At 74.7% G+C, this 17,103-nt stretch carries 19 protein-coding genes; 5 read left to right on the top strand and 14 right to left on the bottom strand.

Annotated features, from left to right (window positions below; translation table 11 throughout):
- Positions 1-89 precede the first annotated feature (89 nt).
- The 4 genes from ACFVSN_RS04010 to ACFVSN_RS04025 form a co-directional block, all read right to left on the bottom strand.
- Positions 90-671 (bottom strand): type 1 glutamine amidotransferase domain-containing protein, encoded by a 582-nt coding sequence (locus ACFVSN_RS04010; RefSeq protein ID WP_387953662.1) that lies wholly within the window; start codon positions 669-671, stop codon positions 90-92.
- A 3-nt stretch (positions 672-674) separates the two neighbouring features.
- The gene (locus tag ACFVSN_RS04015; protein WP_387953664.1) at positions 675-974 is read right to left on the bottom strand and encodes a PRC-barrel domain containing protein; all 300 of its coding nucleotides are present in this window, start codon (positions 972-974) and stop codon (positions 675-677) included.
- A complete protein-coding gene (locus tag ACFVSN_RS04020; RefSeq protein ID WP_387953665.1) occupies positions 974-1,384 on the bottom strand; it encodes a DUF3040 domain-containing protein in 411 nt (136 codons plus the stop codon). Before ACFVSN_RS04020 ends, ACFVSN_RS04015 begins: the two co-directional genes overlap by 1 nt.
- A 68-nt stretch (positions 1,385-1,452) precedes the next feature.
- Complete coding sequence (locus ACFVSN_RS04025) at positions 1,453-1,896, bottom strand: hypothetical protein (protein WP_387953666.1); 444 nt, start codon at positions 1,894-1,896, stop codon at positions 1,453-1,455.
- 199 nt (positions 1,897-2,095) lie between these two features.
- Between ACFVSN_RS04025 and ACFVSN_RS04030 the strand changes: the two genes are divergently transcribed.
- A complete protein-coding gene (locus ACFVSN_RS04030; RefSeq protein ID WP_387953668.1) occupies positions 2,096-2,515 on the top strand; it encodes a hypothetical protein in 420 nt (139 codons plus the stop codon).
- Between the two features lie 115 nt (positions 2,516-2,630).
- On the top strand, positions 2,631-3,146 hold the full coding sequence (locus ACFVSN_RS04035) for a ricin-type beta-trefoil lectin domain protein (RefSeq protein ID WP_380440204.1): 516 nt from the start codon (positions 2,631-2,633) through the stop codon (positions 3,144-3,146).
- A gap of 81 nt (positions 3,147-3,227) precedes the next feature.
- Here ACFVSN_RS04035 and ACFVSN_RS04040 read toward each other — a convergent pair whose 3' ends face one another.
- A complete protein-coding gene (locus tag ACFVSN_RS04040; RefSeq protein ID WP_380440202.1) occupies positions 3,228-3,806 on the bottom strand; it encodes a GNAT family N-acetyltransferase in 579 nt (192 codons plus the stop codon).
- A gap of 89 nt (positions 3,807-3,895) precedes the next feature.
- Between ACFVSN_RS04040 and ACFVSN_RS04045 the strand changes: the two genes are divergently transcribed.
- On the top strand, positions 3,896-4,432 hold the full coding sequence (locus ACFVSN_RS04045) for a GNAT family N-acetyltransferase (RefSeq protein ID WP_387953669.1): 537 nt from the start codon (positions 3,896-3,898) through the stop codon (positions 4,430-4,432).
- Between the two features lie 72 nt (positions 4,433-4,504).
- On the opposite strand, the gene ACFVSN_RS04050 is transcribed toward ACFVSN_RS04045, so the two are convergent.
- The 3 genes from ACFVSN_RS04050 to ACFVSN_RS04060 all read right to left on the bottom strand — a co-directional run bounded on the left by ACFVSN_RS04050 (position 4,505) and on the right by ACFVSN_RS04060 (position 7,689).
- The gene (locus ACFVSN_RS04050) at positions 4,505-5,152 is read right to left on the bottom strand and encodes a TNT domain-containing protein (protein WP_387953671.1); all 648 of its coding nucleotides are present in this window, start codon (positions 5,150-5,152) and stop codon (positions 4,505-4,507) included.
- Positions 5,153-5,279: 127 nt separating this feature from the next.
- Positions 5,280-6,605 (bottom strand): geranylgeranyl reductase family protein, encoded by a 1,326-nt coding sequence (locus ACFVSN_RS04055; protein WP_387953673.1) that lies wholly within the window; start codon positions 6,603-6,605, stop codon positions 5,280-5,282.
- Between the two features lie 142 nt (positions 6,606-6,747).
- A complete protein-coding gene (locus ACFVSN_RS04060; RefSeq protein ID WP_387953675.1) occupies positions 6,748-7,689 on the bottom strand; it encodes an ABC transporter substrate-binding protein in 942 nt (313 codons plus the stop codon).
- 447 nt (positions 7,690-8,136) lie between these two features.
- Here ACFVSN_RS04060 and ACFVSN_RS04065 point away from each other — a divergent pair, with 447 nt between their 5' ends.
- A complete protein-coding gene (locus ACFVSN_RS04065) occupies positions 8,137-9,171 on the top strand; it encodes an LPXTG cell wall anchor domain-containing protein (RefSeq protein WP_387953676.1) in 1,035 nt (344 codons plus the stop codon).
- An 83-nt stretch (positions 9,172-9,254) separates the two neighbouring features.
- Here the strand turns inward: ACFVSN_RS04065 and ACFVSN_RS04070 are convergent, their stop codons facing one another.
- The 3 genes from ACFVSN_RS04070 to ACFVSN_RS04080 form a co-directional block, all read right to left on the bottom strand.
- Positions 9,255-10,364, bottom strand: a complete 1,110-nt coding sequence (locus ACFVSN_RS04070; protein ID WP_380448422.1) for a calcium:proton antiporter — start codon at positions 10,362-10,364, stop codon at positions 9,255-9,257.
- Between the two features lie 90 nt (positions 10,365-10,454).
- Positions 10,455-11,936: a serine/threonine-protein kinase gene (locus ACFVSN_RS04075; RefSeq protein WP_387953678.1), complete on the bottom strand. Its 1,482-nt coding sequence runs from the start codon at positions 11,934-11,936 to the stop codon at positions 10,455-10,457.
- A complete protein-coding gene (locus ACFVSN_RS04080; protein ID WP_387953679.1) occupies positions 11,933-12,694 on the bottom strand; it encodes a serine/threonine protein kinase in 762 nt (253 codons plus the stop codon). The genes ACFVSN_RS04075 and ACFVSN_RS04080 overlap by 4 nt, the downstream gene beginning before the upstream one ends.
- 349 nt (positions 12,695-13,043) lie before the next feature.
- On the opposite strand from ACFVSN_RS04080, the gene ACFVSN_RS04085 reads away from it, so the two are divergent.
- Positions 13,044-13,415 (top strand): hypothetical protein, encoded by a 372-nt coding sequence (locus ACFVSN_RS04085; protein ID WP_387953680.1) that lies wholly within the window; start codon positions 13,044-13,046, stop codon positions 13,413-13,415.
- A gap of 79 nt (positions 13,416-13,494) precedes the next feature.
- Here the strand turns inward: ACFVSN_RS04085 and ACFVSN_RS04090 are convergent, their stop codons facing one another.
- From ACFVSN_RS04090 to ACFVSN_RS04100, 3 genes are all read right to left on the bottom strand, one after another.
- The gene (locus ACFVSN_RS04090) at positions 13,495-14,628 is read right to left on the bottom strand and encodes an aminotransferase class I/II-fold pyridoxal phosphate-dependent enzyme (protein WP_387953681.1); all 1,134 of its coding nucleotides are present in this window, start codon (positions 14,626-14,628) and stop codon (positions 13,495-13,497) included.
- Positions 14,629-14,633: 5 nt separating this feature from the next.
- Positions 14,634-15,269, bottom strand: a complete 636-nt coding sequence (locus ACFVSN_RS04095) for a transcriptional regulator (protein WP_387953682.1) — start codon at positions 15,267-15,269, stop codon at positions 14,634-14,636.
- Between the two features lie 97 nt (positions 15,270-15,366).
- Entirely contained in the window at positions 15,367-17,016 is a 1,650-nt protein-coding gene (locus ACFVSN_RS04100; RefSeq protein WP_387953683.1) for a beta-propeller fold lactonase family protein, read from the bottom strand.
- Positions 17,017-17,103: the final 87 nt, after the last annotated feature.

The raw sequence follows: 17,103 nt of genomic DNA on the forward strand, positions 1-17,103 counted from the left end.
CGACACCCGGGCGGTGGGCGGGCGTTGGCCGGTCGATGGGCTCGGAACTCCCGGCGCTCGCCCCCGCCGCAAGGGCCCCGGCTCCCAGGTCACTTCCGCCGTTCCGTCGCGTGGGCGAACTCGGTGACCAGGGCGTCGTCGAAGACCGGGAGGTCGGCGGGCTTGCGGCTGGTGACCAGGGGGCCGGGGCCCTCGTGGCAGACGTGGACCTCGGCGTCGATCCAGTGGGCGCCGGCGTTCACGAGGTCGGTGCGCAGGCTGGGCCAGGAGGTGAGGGTGCGGCCGCGGACGGCGTCGGCCTCGATGAGGGTCCAGGGTCCGTGGCAGATCGCCGCGACCGGGCGGCCCGAGGCGCAGAAGGCGTGCACGAAGGCGACCGCGTCGCGGTCCTGCCGCAGGTGGTCGGGGCTCGCGACGCCGCCGGGCAGGACGAGTCCGTCGTACGCGGCGGCCTCCGCGTCCGCGACGACCGCGTCCACCGCGAAGGTGTCACCCGGTGCCCGGTGCCGCACGGCCTGCACCCGGCCCGGCGCGGTGGAGAGCAGTCGCGGCGTGCCCCCGGCCTCGGCCACCGCCTGCCAGGGGGAGGTGAGTTCGATCTCCTCCACGCCGTAGGGCGCGACCAGGAAGGCGACGGTCCGGCCGGTGAGCGTCGTGGTGGGCCAGCGCACGGCTCACCCCGCGCGGTGCCCGAGGACGTCCACGGCCGCGGGCGGCGGGGCGGAACTCACCCGGGCGCGCGGGCAGTCGAGGTGGACGACGAGCTCCAGGTGATCGATCCGGGCGACCAGCGCGACCGGCACGAGCACCCGGGAGCCCGGCACCCAGGACTCGGCATCGACCAGCAGGTGGTCACCGGCGTCCCGCTCGACCCGCCCGAGCGGGCCGTCGGTCGCCTCCACCTCGTAGCCGGCCAGGCCGAGTTCGGCGGCTTGATGGGAGCCCGGGCGGTACTCCCAGAGGTCGGTGGTCATCACACCTCCGGTTTGTCCCAGGGCCGCCGCTCGCGCCCCTCGGGGCGGTCGGGGCCGTCCGGGCGGTCGAGCGGGTCGCGGCGCCGGGCGCCGGCGCGGCGGCGCAGCAGGACGGCCGCGGCGGCGGCGACGGCCAGGGAGGCCGCCCAGACCACGCCGAGGGCGGTGAGCACGGCGACGGTCGGCGTCCGCACGCCGACGCTCAGGCAGATCGCCGTCATGACGAGGGCGGTCAGCACGACCCCGGCGGGGATCCGGCGGACCGTGCGGCGCACGGCCGTGCGCACCCGGCCCGGCCGTTTGGCACCCATGGTGCTCAGTTTCCGGTCGAGGCGGGTGTCCTGGCGCAGCCCGGACTCGATCTCCTCGAGGAGCCGCCGTTCCCGTCCGCTCAGCGAGGGTCCGTCCATCTCGGTCACCTCCGACAAACTTCCGGTGACGTGCTCGTACCCGGGCGGTTGCCCGGTACGGGCCTGCGCTAACCGCCTCCGGGACGGCCTGTTCCCGCGCCGACGGGTCCGAAGGCCCGGGGGCGTGCGAGCAGGCTGTCGTCGAGTACCCGCAGCAGGGCGGCAGCGTCGCGGTGGACCTCGGCCGCGCCGGCGGCCCGGAGGTCGGCGGCGTCGTCCCGGCCGCACTCCAGGGCGAGGCAGAGCAGCCCGGCACGGCGGGCGGCGAGGACCTCGCGGACGCTGCCGGCGACGTACACGGCGTGGTCGGCGCCGCCGCCGACGAGGTCGAGGGCGGCCCGCTCGGGGTCGCTGCCCGGGGTGGCCACGGTCAGTGCGGGCGCCCCGGCGGGGCCGGGTCCGGTCAGGACGACCGTCCAGCCCCGGGCGGCGCACTCGCGCAGCAGGTCCGCGGCGCCGGTCGGCGCGGAGCGCCAGTCGGTGCCGAAGAGTGCCGTCGAGACCACGGTCATGGGCCACCGTTTCCCTTCCGGTACCGCGCGCGGACGTGGGCCGCGCAACGGAACGCGCCCTTCCAGGTTAGGCCTCCGCCCCACCGGGCGCGCTGCCGGCCGGCCACCGGTCTCCGGGCCCCGGCGCGTGCGCGGGAAGTCGGCCGGTCCGACTTCCCGCGCGGGCAGCGGAAACCCGTTTGGCGCCCCGCGGGTGGCCGTGCCCGACGGACTCCTCGCCACCGCCTTCGGCCCCACGCTCGACGCGCTGCTCCCGGCCGGCCCGCCGGTGCGCGCGCTCGCCCTGGCCGGCCCCGGGGTGCCGGCGCCCCGCGCGAACCTCGTCCTCGTCCCCCGGCACCCACTGACCGGTGAGGTGTGGCGGCCCGGCGGTGCGTGCGCGGCCGGGCCGCTGGACGCCGAGGTCTGGGCCCACCTGGCCTCCCCCGGCGACGGTGCCCGCATCCCGGCGACCGGCGGGCTGCCCACGGGCGTCCAGCGCGACGACCCCCTGCCGCCGCGCCCGCCGTCCGGTTTCCGACCCGACCGCGCGCTGCTCCTGCGCACGCCGGCCCGCCTCCCGGCCGTCCGCGAGCCGTGGCTGCGGTCGGTGTACGACAAGGCCCGCGGCTGGCCGTAGACGTCCCCGGTAGACGGCCCGTCAACGCCCGCGTCGACCGCGCGTCCACGGGCCCCGGCCACAGTCCTCGTCGAGCACCGGCAGCACGCCGGCCCGACATTCCGAGAGGACGACCATGAGGAATCCCGTACGCAAGCGCCACGCCTGGGGCGCGCTGGCCGCCGCCGCGATCGCCGTCGCGGCCCTGCCGGGCACGGCCAGCGCCGATGCGGGCACCACGATCACCGGGGTCGGCGGCAAGTGTCTCGACGTCCGCGGGAGCGGTACGGCGAACGGAACGCCGGTGCAGATCTACGGCTGCAACGGCACGGGCGCCCAGTCGTGGACCGTGACCAACAGGCCGGACTTCACCGGCGTCACCCTGTCCGCGCTCGGCAAGTGCCTGGACGTCAGCGCGAGCGGCACGACGGACGGCACGAAGGTCCAGCTGTGGGACTGCAACGGCACCGAGGCCCAGCGCTGGGTCCAGTACGAGGGCCCCGTCCTGATCAACCCGCAGTCCAACAAGTGCCTGGACGTCCCCGGCGGGACCACCCAGGACGGCACCCAGCTGCAGATCTACACCTGCAACTTCACCACGCCGGCCCAGCAGTGGTACTTCCACGCGCCGGGCGCCCCCGTCAGCGGCTGACGGCCGCCGGACCGGAGCGGCCCGCCACCCCCGTGCGGGCCGCTCCGCGCGTCACCGGGCATCACCGGACGTCACCAGGCATCACCAGGCGTCGTCGGCCAGGCGGGCGTGGAGGTGCTCGTCGTTGTAGTCGCGGCCGGGGTACCGGTAGGAGGAACGGAGGGTGCCCTCGTACCGGAAGCCGGCGCGCTCGGCGACGTGGCAGGAGGCGTCGTTGCCGACGGCGTGGGCGAGTTCGAGGCGGCGCGCGGCGGCGGTTTCCACGCCCCAGCGGGCGACGGCGAGGGTCGCGCGGGTCGCCAGGCCCCGGCCGCGGGCGGCGGGCAGGAGCCAGTAGCCGATCATGGCCAGTCCGTCCTCGCGGTCCCGCCAGAACAGGGCGACGTTGCCGCACAGGGTGCCGTCGGCGGCGTCGGTGATCGCGAAGGCGCCGGTGCGGCCCTCGGCCCAGGTGGTGTCGCAGCGGTCGAGGTAGGCCTCGGCGGCGGACGGGTCGTCAGTGCCCAGCGGGTTCCAGCGGGCGATCACGGGATCGGCCGCCGCGGCGACGAGGGCCGGCACGGTGCCGCCCGGGAGGTCGAGGGCGCGGTCCCACGGGCGGAGCACGGCGTCCCCGAGGTCGAGGACGGTGCGCCGGAAGGTCCGCTGGTCGGTGCTCATCCGACTTTCCTATCCCGCGCCCTACCCGCCCCGCCAGCGGTTTTCCGGTGGCGGGCGGCACGGCGGTCCGGTCGTGCGAGGATCGCCGGGTGATCGAGCTACTGACGGCCCGCACGGCCGAGTTGGACGCATCCACGCTGGACGAGGCCCGGGCCCTGCTGTTCGAGGTGTTCGGCGCCGACCTGACCGAGGCCGACTGGGAGCACGCGCTCGGCGGCGTGCACGCGCTCCTGCGCGAGGACGGCGTGCTGATCGGGCACGCGGCCGTCGTGCCGCGCGTGTTCCGGCACGACGGGCGGCAGGTGCGCACCGGCTACGTCGAGGGCGTCGCCGTCCGGGCCGACCGGCAGGGGCGCGGGCACGGCTCGGTGCTGATGGGCTCGGTCGCGGGCCTGGTCCGGGGCGGGTACGAGCTCGGCGCGCTGAGCTCGTCGGACGCGGCCGTCGAGTTCTACGCGAACCGCGGCTGGCTGCGGTGGGCCGGCCTGCTGTCGGCGGCGACCCGGCACGGCGGGGAGCGGCCGACGCCGGACGACGAGGGCGGGGTGTTCGTCCTGCCGGGCACCGCCCCGCTGGACCTCACCGGCCTGCTGACCTGCGACTGGCGGCCCGGCGACCTCTGGTGACAAGGCCGGCGGACGGCGGCGGGCGACGCCTGCGGACGGCGCCCGCCGCCGGGCCAGCCTTGAAGATCAGGATCAGATCCGGGCCAGGTAGCCGTTGTCGACCAGCCAGAGCACGTTCAGCCTGGCCGGGCCGCCCGGCACGAGGGCGCCGTCGAGCTGGTACTGCAGGCCCCAGCCGGGCTGGTTGAACCACGGCGCGATCGGGCCGGCGTGCACCGTGAACTCCTTGACCACCTTGTAGTCGTGGTAGTTGCAGCCGGCCGCCGGGTTCCCGTCGAGGCTCTGCGGCGGGATCGCGCGGTTCTCGTAGGGCAGGCCCTCGGGGGCGAGGAAGGCGCCGTACTCGCTGCCGTAGCGGTCGATGTCCTGGTCCGGGTGGAGGGTGAGGTCGAACTCGACCGGGCTGCCGTCGGGCAGCGTGACGAAGCCGTCGGCGGGCGGGTACTTCCAGCCGCCCTTGCCGCCGTTGGCCGCCGCGTCCCAGTACTGGGCGAGGAAGTCGCGGTCGCTCGCGCCGCCGGTGCGCCGGTAGCCGTCGACCTGCTCGCCGACCGGGCCGCTGGTCGGCAGGTCCTGGGGGCCGAGGCGGGCGTCGCCGTGCCGGAAGGCGGCGGAGCACTCGCCGGCGGGGGTGGCCCGGTCGGCGGCGACCGCCGGGACGGTCGGGGATATCAGGGCCGCGGCCGCGGCGAGCGGCGCGATGAGCAGGCGAAGGCGCACGGTGTCTCCGTCGTCAGGGGGGATTCGACACCAGGCAAGCGGATCATCTGATCATCCGTCAATCGGATGTCGCGGATGCCCCGCCCAAGCCCCTCCTTTCGGCCAACCTGCCGCCCGACGGCCCGGCTCACCGCCCCGGCGCGACCCGCCCGATCAGGTGCAGCAGCCGGTCGAGGGCGTCCTTCGAGTTGGGCTCGGTCAGGTTGACCATGAGCCGGAAGGCGATGTTCAGCAGCGCCGGCCGCCCGAGCCCGGCCGCGCCCGCCGCGGCGAGCAGCTTCGGGCGGCCGAGCAGGTCCGCGGCGAGCCGCCCGAGCGCGAAGTAGCCGGCGTAGGCGGAGCGCAGCGCCTGCGGGTAGGCGCGCAGGGCGAGTTCGCGGCCGCGGTCGGTGCGGCGGGCGAGCGCCTGGACGATCGTCTCGGCGGCGTAGCGGCCGGACTCCATCGCGTAGGCGATGCCCTCGCCGGTGCCGGGGCTGACCGTGCCGCCCGCGTCGCCGATCAGCAGCAGGCCGTCGGCGTAGTGGGGCCCACGGTTGAGGCCCATGGGGAGGGCGGAGCCTCGGACGGGTTCGGTGACGGCGTCCGGGCTGTACTCGTACTCCGGCGGGAGGTCGTCGCACCAGCGGCGCAGCAGGTCGCGCCAGTCGAGGTCGACGCCGGCGGTGTCGAGCACGCCGAGGCCGACGTTGGCCGTGCCGTCGCCCATGCCGAACACCCAGGCGTAGCCGGGCAGGAGGCGGCGGCCGGGGTCGGTGGGGTCGCGCAGGTCGAGCCAGGCCTCCAGGTAGCGGTCGTCGTGGCGCGGGGTGATGAAGTAGGTGCGGTAGGCGACGCCCATCGCGCGGTCGGTGCGGCGGTAGCGCTTCATGGCGAGCGAGAGGCGGGTGGAGTTGCCGTCGGCCGCGACCACGACGGGTGCGTGGTAGTCGACGGGCCTCCGGTCGTCGCCGAGCTTGGCGGTGACGCCGGTGATCCGGCCGCTCCGGTCGTCGACCAACGGGCCCGCCACGTTGGCCCGTTCGACCAGTCGGGCACCGGCCGCGGCGGCGCGGCGGGCGAGCAGTTCGTCGAAGTCGGCACGGCGGCGCACGGCGCCGTACCCGGGGAAGGCGGAGAGCTCGGGCCAGTCGAACTCGATCGTGCGGCGGCCGGCGACCAGGCGCAGCCCGCGGTTGTGCAGCCAGCCGGCCTCCTCGGAGACGTCGATGCCGAGGTCGGTCAACTGCTTGACGGCGCGCGGGGTGAGGCCGTCGCCGCAGACCTTCTCGCGGGGGAAGGCCGCCTTTTCGAGGAGGAGGACGTCGAGCCCGGTGCGGGCGAGGTGGTAGGCGGCGGTGGAGCCGGAGGGGCCGGCGCCGACCACGATGACGTCCGCGCAGTGCTCCGTCCGGGCGGGGCCGGGGCCGGGGCCGGGCCCTGGGGCGGTCGACTGCTGCTCCGGTCCGGGCATCGCGCACTCCCACGGGTCTGATCGGCTGCTGGGTCGGCGGACCCGACGATAGGGAACGCCGACGTCCGCCGCCGCCCGACACGCGGTCCCGCCCCGACGACCGGTCAATACCGGCCACCGGGGCGGGGCCTGGGCCGTCGGATCACAGACCGCCGTTGACGACCGTGCTGGCGACGGCGCCCGTGGTGACGTTCCACTTGGCGAGGATCTTGTCGTACCCGCCGCCGAGGATCACCTGGTCGAGCGCCTTGGAGACGACGTCGCGCAGCCCGGTGTCGTCCTTGGCGACGGTGATGCCGTACGGGCCGGACTGCAGGAAGTGGGTGTTGGCCAGCTGGAACTTGCCGGTCCTGGCGGGGGTGGTGGTGTTGTACTGGGCCACCGGGTAGTCGTTCAGGTCGGCGACGGCGGCGCCGCTCGCGACCTCGGCGAGCGCTTGGTCGTCGCTGTCGAAGCGGTCGACCTTGAGCTGCCTGCCGGTGCGCGGGCAGGCGCCCTGCTGGCGGGTGGCGAAGTCGTCCTGGAGGGTGCCGCGCTGGACGGCGACGGTGTGGCCGCACAGGTCGTCGACGGTGGTGAGGGACAGCTGGCTGCCGGCCTTGACGACCATCGAGGTGCCGGTGGTGAAGTAGTCGACGAAGTCGACGCCCGGGTCGGCCTGGTGGCCGTCGTCGGCGGCGCCGAGCTGGCGCTGCTTGGTGTCGATCACGGCGGACATCGCCAGGTCGATCTTCTTGGCCTGGACGGCCGGGATCAGCTGCTCGAACGGCAGGTCGGTGAACTCCACGCGCAGGCCGAGGTAGTCGCCGACGGCGGTGGCGATCTCCGGGTCGAGGCCGGCCGGCTTGCCGTCGGTGTCCCGGAAGTCGACGGGCGGGTAGTGGAGGTAGGAGCCGATCCGCAGGACGCCGGCGGCCTTGACCGCCTTCGGGAGGCTCGCGCGCAGGTCGGCCTGGGCGCCGGGATCGGCGGTGCCGCTGCCGCAGCCGGTCAGGAGGAGGCCGCCGGTGCCGAGGACGGCGGCGGCGCGCAGCGGGAGGGCGTGGACGGAGGGGCCCTGGGCAGGGCCGGGGGTGCGGTGCATCGCGATGCGTCTTCTTCGCAGGAGGGGTGCGGGCAGGGAGACGCCGCGCCGGAGTGCCTGCCGGGGTACGCAGTGCGGACCTCGTCGCCGTGTGCCCGGTTCGTCGGGCCGCCCTGGGGTGCGGGGGCGGCCGCTCGGCGGAGGTCCGCCGTCGGGGGCGGTCGGGAGCCATCCTCGCACTTCACGCCGGGGACGCGTGCGGCGGGCCGCATCGCGGGACGGACACGGCTTCACCACAACCCGGTGATCCGATCGTTGTGACGGACTAGTCGGAAGTTCGTGTCGATATCGGACAAGTGACGCAAACGCTCCTTGCGTCCGGATTCCGGGTGAGGGAGCTTTTGCGCACCTACCGTCGTACATTTTCGGCCAGCTGGCCGAAACACGCCGTGGGCTCCCTCCCCACCGTGCAGGCTCGTCCCGGCCTGCCACACCCGATGGAACGCCATGCACATCCGCTCCACCGCCGCACGCTCGCTCGTGGCCGTCCCGACCGCCGCCGCGCTCCTGCTGCTCTCCCCCGCCGCCCACGCCGCCCCCGGTGGCAAGAACGCCCCCGGCAACAACGGCACCGTCAAGATCCACGACGCCTCCACCGGCCAGGAGGACACCCGCAACGAGCCCAAGGTCTGCACCTTCTACCTGGACTCGTTCGGCTTCGACGCCAACCAGGACATCGTCTGGATGATCGCCTCGGTGCACGGCGACGACGAGCAGATGGTCGCGTACGGCGACCTGCCGGTCGACGCCAACGGTGACGTCCGCACCGACGACATCAACCTGCCGGACGGCCAGTACAAGCTCTACTGGGCCGCCGTGACCCTCGTCAACGGCGAGATCCCGGAGGACGACCCGGCGCTGGACAACCCGAAGCACAAGGTCTTCAAGGTCGACTGCGGCGGCAAGGCCCCGTCGAAGGGCCCGACCGCGGTGCCGAGCACCCCGGCCACCGGCAAGCCCTCGGACAAGCCGAGCGACAAGCCGAGCGAGAAGCCCTCCGAGAAGCCCAGCGGGAAGCCCTCCGAGAAGCCGTCGGAGAAGCCCAGCGACAAGCCGACCGAGAAGCCCTCCGAGAAGCCCTCGGACAAGCCGAGCGACAAGCCGACCACCCCGGCCACCAAGCCGGCCGAGTCGGCGTCGCCCACCGCCGCGCCGACCACCCCCGCCGCCGGCGGCCCGGCCACCGGTGCCCCGTCGACCGCCCCGTCCACCGCCCCGAGCGCCTCGCCGTCGGCCCCGGCGCCGACCGCCACCGTGCCGGTGCAGACCCCGTCGGCCCCCACCGCAGTCAACCCGGCCAAGCCGCTGGTCGTCCCGGCCAAGGTCAGCGTCCCGACGCCGATCAAGGGCGCCCCGGCCGCCAACGGCCCGAAGCTGGCCCAGACCGGTAGCGACGGCACCCTGCTGTACGCGGGCGCCGGCACCGCGCTGGTCGTGGGCGGCGCCGCCCTCGTCTACGCCCGCCGCCGCCGCACCGCCTGAGCGGTCGCGCGGAGACGGTGAGTCCCTGGCGCCTCCCGCCCACACCGGGCGGCGCCGGGGACTTCCCTACGAACGGCGGCCCGTCACGGGTTCACCGCGAGGACGACGTAGGCGGCCAGGATCGCCATGTGCACCGCGCCCTGGAGGGGAGTCGCGCGGCGCGGGATGACGGTCAGGGTGCCGACCACGACGGTCAGGGTGAGCAGCACCATGTGGGCCGGGTCGAGGCCGAGGTGGAGCGGGCCGCTGAGCCAGGTCGACGCGATGGCGACGGCCGGGATGGTCAGGCCGATGCTGGCCAGCGCGGAGCCGAGGGCGAGGTTGAGGCTCGTCTGCACGCGGTTGCGCAGCGCGGCCCGCAGCGCGGCGATCGTCTCCGGCAGGAGGACGAGCAGCGCGATGACGACGCCGACCACCGAGTGCGGCAGCCCGGCGGAGGACACCGCCGACTCGATGGTCGGCGAGACGCCCTTGGCGAGGCCGACCACCGCCACCAGCCCGACGGCGAGCAGCAGCAGGCTGACGGCGGCGCCGCTGACGGTCGGCGGGGCGGCGTGGTCCTCCTCGTCCTCCTTGGCGAGGACCCGGCCCTCGGCGGTCACCGGCAGGAAGTAGTCCCGGTGGCGGACGGTGAGCGTGGCCACGAACAGCCCGTAGACGACGATCGACGCGGTGGCGGCGAACGTGAGCTGGGTGGTGGAGAACTGCGGGCCCGGGGAGCTCGTGGTGAAGGTCGGCAGCACGAGGCTCAGGGTGGCCAGGGTGGCGACGCAGCCGAGGGCCGCGCCGGTGCCCTCGGCGTTGAAGACGGCGGTGCGGTACTTGAGCGCGGCGACCAGGATCGACAGCCCCAGGATGCCGTTGCAGGTGATCATCACGGCGGCGAAGACGGTGTCCCGGGCCAGGGTGGCGGACTTGTCGCCGCCGTCGGCCATCAGCGTGACGATGAGCGCGACCTCGATGACCGTGACGGCCACCGCGAGGACGAGTGATCCGAGCGGCTCCCCGACCCAGTGCGCGATGACCTCGGCGTGGTGGACGGCGGACAGCACCGCACCGGCGAGGAAGCAGGCGACGACGCCCACCACCCAGCCGGGCAGGTCGCGGTGCCAGGTCAAGGCCAGGACGACGAAGGCCAGCACCGGAACGACGACGGTCCATTGCGCGGCGCCCGCGCGCAGCTTCGTGATCATTCCGCGAGGATCCCAGACGGAGCGTCACCGGGCCGGGTGCCCGCGCCGGGCCGGCGGGGAATGTGACCCGGCTCGTCCCGAATTGCCCGGCTACCCGCCGTAGTCGTGGAGGTATTCCAGCACCCGGTCGACGTGCGCCCGGACCCGGTCCGGGACGCCGCCCGCGGCGGCCACGGTCTTGTCGCTGGTCCGGTAGGCCGCGGCGACGAGGGCGGGCAGGTCCCGGGTGAAGCCGTGGTGCTTTATCTGCTGGTCCAGCCAGCACACGTAGTTGCCCATGGCGGCGATCGCGTCGCCGGGGTCCATGTAGTCCTTGGGGCCGGGGTGCGCGGCGGCCTTGCTCCACGCGTTGAACACCGAGGGCGTCCACATCGCGATGCCGTACTCGCCGGTCTCGGGGCGGGCGGCGTTCGGGTCGAAGCCGCTCTCGGCCTTGAGCATCGCGGCCAGCAGGACCGGGGTGACCTCGGGTTCGGGGCAGCGCCGGGCGGCGTCCTCGATCATGCCGCGGTAGGCGGCCGGGACGTCGGACCCGGCCGGGATCGCGCCGGGCAGCGGCGGGGGCGCGGCGGGCGGCGCGGCGCCGCTCGGCTCGGGGCGGCCGGTCAGGGCGAGGACGACGAGGACGCAGGCGGTCAGCCCGGCGAGCGTCGCCCGGCGCAGCCGGCGGGCACCGGTGCGGGCGGTGGCGGCGGCGACGAGCGCGGCGAGGTCGGTGCGGGCCCGGTCCTCGCGGTCGGCGGCCAGGCACGCGGTGACGGCGGCGCGCCAGCGCCCGGGCAGGGCCTCGTCCAGCCGCAGCGGCGCGGCGCCGCGCGCGTACGCCTGGGCGGCGAGCGAGCGGGCGCGGGCGGTGGCGCCGAGGAACGGGTGCAGGCCGCCGGTGAGCACCTGGTGGGCGAGGACGCCGAAGGCCCAGACGTCGGTACTGGGGCGCAGGGCGACGCCGCGTGCGCCGGTGCGCTCGGACCACCACTCGGGCGGGACGTGGTCGGGCGAGCCGAGCGGCGGGGCGTAGGCGTGGGTGCCCTCCAGTTCGGCGGTGAGGCCGAAGTCGGCGAGCTTGGCGGTGCCGTCGGGCATGAGGAGGATGTTGGCCGGTTTCAGGTCCCCGTGGACCCACCCGGCGCGGTGCATGTGGGTGAGGCCGGCGCAGACCTGGGTGAGGATGCGGTCGGCGCCGGGGACGGGCCGGCCGGGGCTCGCGGCGGCGAGGACGTCCTGGAGGCTGCGGGCGGCGCGTTCCATGACGAGGGCGAGGGCGCCGTCGAGCGCGGGGTGGGCGGGGTCGTCGACGGTGGCGACGGCGAGGGTGCGGATCAGGTACGGGTGGTCGGCGCGGCTGCTGAAGCGCAGTTCGCTGTGCGCCACCTGGGCCATGGCCCCGCGCTGGCCGGGGCTGAGCCGGGCGGGGCCGAGGAGCTTGACGGCGGCCTGGGCGCCGTCGGGGCCGTGGGCGGCGTAGACGCTGCCCCAGGCGCCGGCGCCGAGGAGTTCGCCGATCCGGTAGCCGGCCACCGGGTAGCCGTCCGGCACGTCGATCGGCCGGTGCTCGGGCCGGGCGGGGCTCACGGCCGGGCGGCCGGGTGCCGGGGCGGGAGCAGGGCCAGGTGTTCCTCCCGGACGAGGTCGAACTTGAGGGCGAGGGCGGCGAGTTCCTCGCGCTTGCCGCCGCCGCGGTCGTCGTCGAAGGGCTCGCGCAGCCGCAGCTTCGTGAACACCAGGTAGTCGATGTGGTAGTTCACCGCCGAGCGGGTGAGCCCGTGGCAGGAGGGCAGGGCGCGCAACCGCGTGACGACGTCGGTGGCGCCGGGCACGGTGGCGGCGGAGGGCGAGCGCAGGCGGGGTTCGCACAGCGCGAGCAGGACGAGGAAGTACTTGGCAGTGGGGTCGAGGGCGAACGGGCTGACGGTGCGTTCGCCGTCGGTGCCGTCCGACTCGCCCTCCAGGTAGGCGTGTTGCGGGGCGAAGACCTTGAAGGAGGCGGGTTCGCCGAGCGCGGGCAGCAGGACGCGGGAGAACTCGAACGGCACGGGTGCGCCGAGGCGGCCCGGCGCGACCTTGACGTGCTCGCCGGCGCCTTCGAGGTTCTCCACGACGTAGGTGGCGGTGGCGGAGAAGTTGGACAGCCGCCAGTAGTCCTCGGCCGCGGTGATCTCGCCGGCCCGACGGGAGACGCCCTGGTCGGACAGCGGGATGGGGACGGCCCGGCCGGGCTCGCCGCGTCCGAACACCGCCGTCTCGCCGGGGCCCATCCGCAGCAGTCCGGGCCGCCCGCCGGGCGCCACCGCCGTTGCCCGGTCCGGCAGTTGCACGATGACCGTGTCCACGCGCCACCTCCGTGGGTCGGGTCGATGGTATCCGTCCGATCCGGCCCCGCGGCACGCCGCCACCCGGACGAGTGAACCGGCACACGACCAGCACGTTTCACCGATGCTTCATCACATCCGAAGGACACGTCGCCGCATCGCGGGCATGTCCGCCCGCCGAACGTTCGGCCACGATATTGCTGCACGTAGTTGAACGGTCACCATGAGTGTGACGTAACACACACGAAACATGACCACGATCCGTGCAAGACTCATCTCGCTCCGTGAGATTCCCTTTGTTTTCAAGGAGGTTGAGATCATGCGCGCTCGGATCGCAGCTGTGCTGGCGACGGTGGCAGGAATAGCGGCGTTGACCGCAGGGCCTGCCACGGCTGCCACGGCCGCCACGGCGACGTCCGAGAACAACCCGGTGGCGTGTGCCGCCGTGCTCAACAGCCCGTGCGTCTGGCAGGAGGCGGACACCGCCGGCATCACCGGTGTCGCCCAGGTCTCCGCCGACCCGGGCCAGCTGACGCTCGTCCAGGTCGAGGTCAGGACGCAGAAGGCGTGGGGCAGCCCGTGGGAGACGGTCGCGAGCGCGACGACCGTCCGCTTCGGCTCCGCCAAGGCGGTCACCCCGCGCGTCGTCACCGCCGACCTGAAGATGGTCTGCGCCACGGCCGGCCCCGCGCTGGACGTCGCCAGGCAGATCACCACCTGTACGCACCCGTTCGCCGGCTGAACCGCCGGCCGGACGGTCCGTCGGGGCCGGCCGCCGGGACCACCTTCCCGGCGGCCGGCCCGCCGTCGTTCACCGGGCCCTACCGCCGCGTGCGCAGCCAGTGCGCGAAGGCCTCCAGCGCCGGGCCGGGGTCCCGGCGGCCGACGCCGACGCGGAAGCGGTCGGCCGGGGTCGGTGTCAGCTCCGAGCGGTACATGCTCGCGGGCAGCAGCAGGACGCCCGCCCCTTCGACCAGGCCGGTGCAGAACTCCTCGACGCCGTCCGCCCCGAGGTAGCGGGGGAAGGCGACGCAGCCGCCCTCGGGGGCGCGCCACTCGAAGAGGTCGGCGAACTCGGCGAAGAACGCGTCGAACCGCGGGAGGTTGGCGGCGATGAGGGCGCGGTTGCGGGCCAGGATCGGCTCGCGCGCCTTGATCGCGATCCGGGCCAGCACCTCGCTCGGCGCCGAGTTGCAGATCGTGGTGTAGTGCTTGGCCCGCTCCAGCCTGGAGAGCAGCTCCCGGTCCCGGCAGGCGATCCAGCCGATCCGCAGGCCCGGCAGGCCGAGCGACTTGGACGTGACGTTGAGCGAGAGGGCGCGCGCGGAGAGGTCGGCGGCCTGCGGCAGGATGCGGGCCGGGTCGCGCTCCAGGCCGCGGTAGACCTCGTCGGACAACAGGCGGATGCCGCGCTCGTCGCAGAGTTCGGCCAGGCGGCGCAGGTCGGCCGCGTCGATCAGCGCACCGGTCGGGTTGTTGGGGAAGTTGACCGAGACGACCCGGGTGTTCGGGCGCAGCGCGGCCTCGACGGCGTCGATGTCGAGCGCCCAGTCCTGCCGCTCGTCCAGGGCGACGCCGGTGACCTCGCAGATCGAGAGCGGGACCGTCTCCGCGGACTGGTAGTTGGGCGTGATCACCACGGCGTGGTCGCCCGGTTCGAGGAGCACCTGCATGGCCAGGTTGAGGCCCTCCTGGGCGCCGCCGAAGCAGACGACGTCGTCGGCGTCGACCTCCTCGTACATGCCGGCGATCGCGCGGCGCAGCCCCGGGTCGCCGAAGGTCTCGGTGTAACCGAGGGCGAGGGTGTCCCAGGCCTTCCGGTCCTCGGGATCGGCGAGGGCGAGGAGTTCGGCCATCGTCATCGTCTCCGCGTCGGAGGCGGTGAGGTGGTGGCGGGCGGTGAACTCCCAGCGGGAGAAGTAGGTTTCGAGGCGGAAGTCGGGGAGCCTGGTCATCGTGCTCAGGCCTCGCTCTCGTGCTTGAGGTCGGTCAGCAGGGTGTAGACGGTCGAGCGGGACACCCGCAGCGCGGTGGCGACGGCGGGGACGGCGCGGCGCACGGCGAGCACGCCGGCGGCGTCGAGCTCGCGCAGGACGGCGAGGCGGTCCTCGCGGCCGAAGCGTTCGAGCGGGCGGCCGTGGGCGCGGACGTAGCCGCCGATGACGTCGTTCATGCGCTCGGTCCAGTCCCGCTCGAAGAGGGGCTCGGGGCGCGGGGCGGTGGGGGCGGCGAAGCCGGCCAGCAGCGCGGCGGCCTGTTCGAGCGGGCCGCGGTCGAGGTTGACGCAGAGCACCGCCGAGGGCCGCCCGGCGTCGTCGGTCAGGACGGCGCTGACGGAGGAGAGGCGGCGGCCGTCGGGCAGCAGCTTCTCGTAGGGGCCGTAGACACCGTCGGCGGCCGGTTCGAGTTCGTCGAGCTCGCCGAGGAGGGACGGGTCGCCGGGGGCGCGGGCGGACATCGGGTTCCAGATGCCGAGCACGGTGTCGGTCGCGGCGTCGTGCAGGACCACCTCGGCGTAGGGCCCGAGGAGCAGGGCCACCGCGCGGCAGACCGGTGACCAGGTCCGCAGGCGCGGGTCGGGGGATTCGGCGGGCATGTTTGGACTGTACGTCCAGTCTGGACGTTTCGTCCAGGGGCCGCCAAAGCCAGGGCCCCGCCTCCTCACGGACGGCGGGGCCCCTTGTGCCGATGGATCAACTGCAGGTGATCAGCAATGCGAAGACCGCCGTGCAGCTACGGGTGTCCCGGGCGGTGGCGGGCGACGGGTCGGCCGGTGTCCCGGAGGTGCGGGAGGCCGTGACGGCGAAGTTCTGGACGCCGCTGAACAGTCCGAGCCCGACCGAGAAGTGCCGCGTGGTGGTCGCGCCCTTGGCCAGCGGGGCGGCGAGCGTGCAGGTGAGCTGGCCGTTCGCGACCGCGCAGTCGCTGGAGGTCGCGGGCAGACCGGGCGGCAGGGCGGCACCGACGGTGGCGGCGGTGACCGGGTCTGGGCCCTGGCCGGTGAGCGTGATCGTGTAGTCGACCCGGCCGCCGGCCAGGCCGGTCACCGGCGTGGCGGCGAGCGCGACACCCAGGTGGGCGCTGGCGGCGGCGTAGGTGAAGCGGTCGGCGGCCACGGCCGCGCTGGTGCCGCCGGGCGTGGTGACCTGGACGTCCACCGGGCCGGTGGCCGTGGTGGCCGGGGCCGTCGCGGTGCAGCTGGTCTTGGTGCAGCTGAAGACGGAGGCGTTGCCGGCCGCGCCGAAGCTCACCGCCTTCGCGCCGGCCAGGTCGGTGCCGGTGATCGTGACCGTGGTGCCGCCGACCTGCGAACCGGTGGCCGGGCTGATCCCGGTGACGACGGGCACGGGCAGCGGGAAGTTCAGCACGCTGACGGCGTTGGCGGTGAAGTCGGCGAGGTAGCCGCGCCGCCCGTCGGCGCTGACGGCGAGGCTGTAGGGCGCCGTGCCGACCGGGACCGTCGCGGTGACGGTGCGGCTCGCGGTGTCCACCGCACTGACCGTGTTGTCGGTGTAGTTGGAGACGTACGCCGTGGCACCGTCCGGGGAGAGGGCGACGGCGTACGGGTTGGCGCCCACGGTGACCGCGGAGACCACGGCGTTGGTGGTGGTGTCGATCACGCTGACCGTCTTGTCGTCACCGTTGGCGACCCACAGTCTGCTGCCGTCCGGGCTCAGGGCCAGGCCGAAGGCGCCGTGGCCGACCGGGACCGTGGCGCTCACCGTGTTGCTCGCGGTGTCGATCACGTTCACCGCCTGCCCGCTCGACGCGGCGACGTAGACCTTCTTGCCGTCCCGGGAGACGGCGACCCCGTGCGGCTCGGCGCCCACCGGCACGGTCGCGGTGACCGCCTTCGCCGCCGTGTCCAGCACGCTCACGGTGTTGGCCCCGGCGTTGGCGACGTACGCCCGCGAGCCGTCCGCCGACAGGGCGAGGCCCCACGGCTGGGTGCCGACCGGGATGGTCGCGGAGACGGTGTTGGTGGCCGTGTCGACGATGCTGACGGTGTTGTCCAGGTGGTGCGTCAGGTAGGCGCGGCCTCCGTCCGGCGAGAGCGCGACCGCGTAGGACCCGGTGCCGTCGGTGAAGCTGCCCGTCACCGTGCTGCCCGCGGTGTCGAGCACGCTCACCGTGCCGCTGCTCTGGCTGGTCACGTACGCCCGGGCGCCGTCCGGGGTGAGCGCGACCCCGGCCGGGTAGGGCGCCACCGGCACGGTGGCCGTGACGACGGGCGCGGGCGCGGCGGCCTGCGCCGCGCCCGGCTGGGACAGCAGCGCGACCGTGGCCGCGGCTATCGCGGCCGCGGCCGTCCACGGACGTCGCGCTGCACGACGTGTGTTCACGGATTCTCTCCAGGAATGTCGGGTGATGGGGGTGACGCCGCAGGCGCCGATCCGCTCCGCGTCCGGAGCCGCACGAAGCGTAGAAGC

Source organism: Kitasatospora sp. NPDC057904 (genome assembly GCF_042887925.1).
Classification (GTDB): Bacteria; Actinomycetota; Actinomycetes; order Streptomycetales; family Streptomycetaceae; genus Kitasatospora.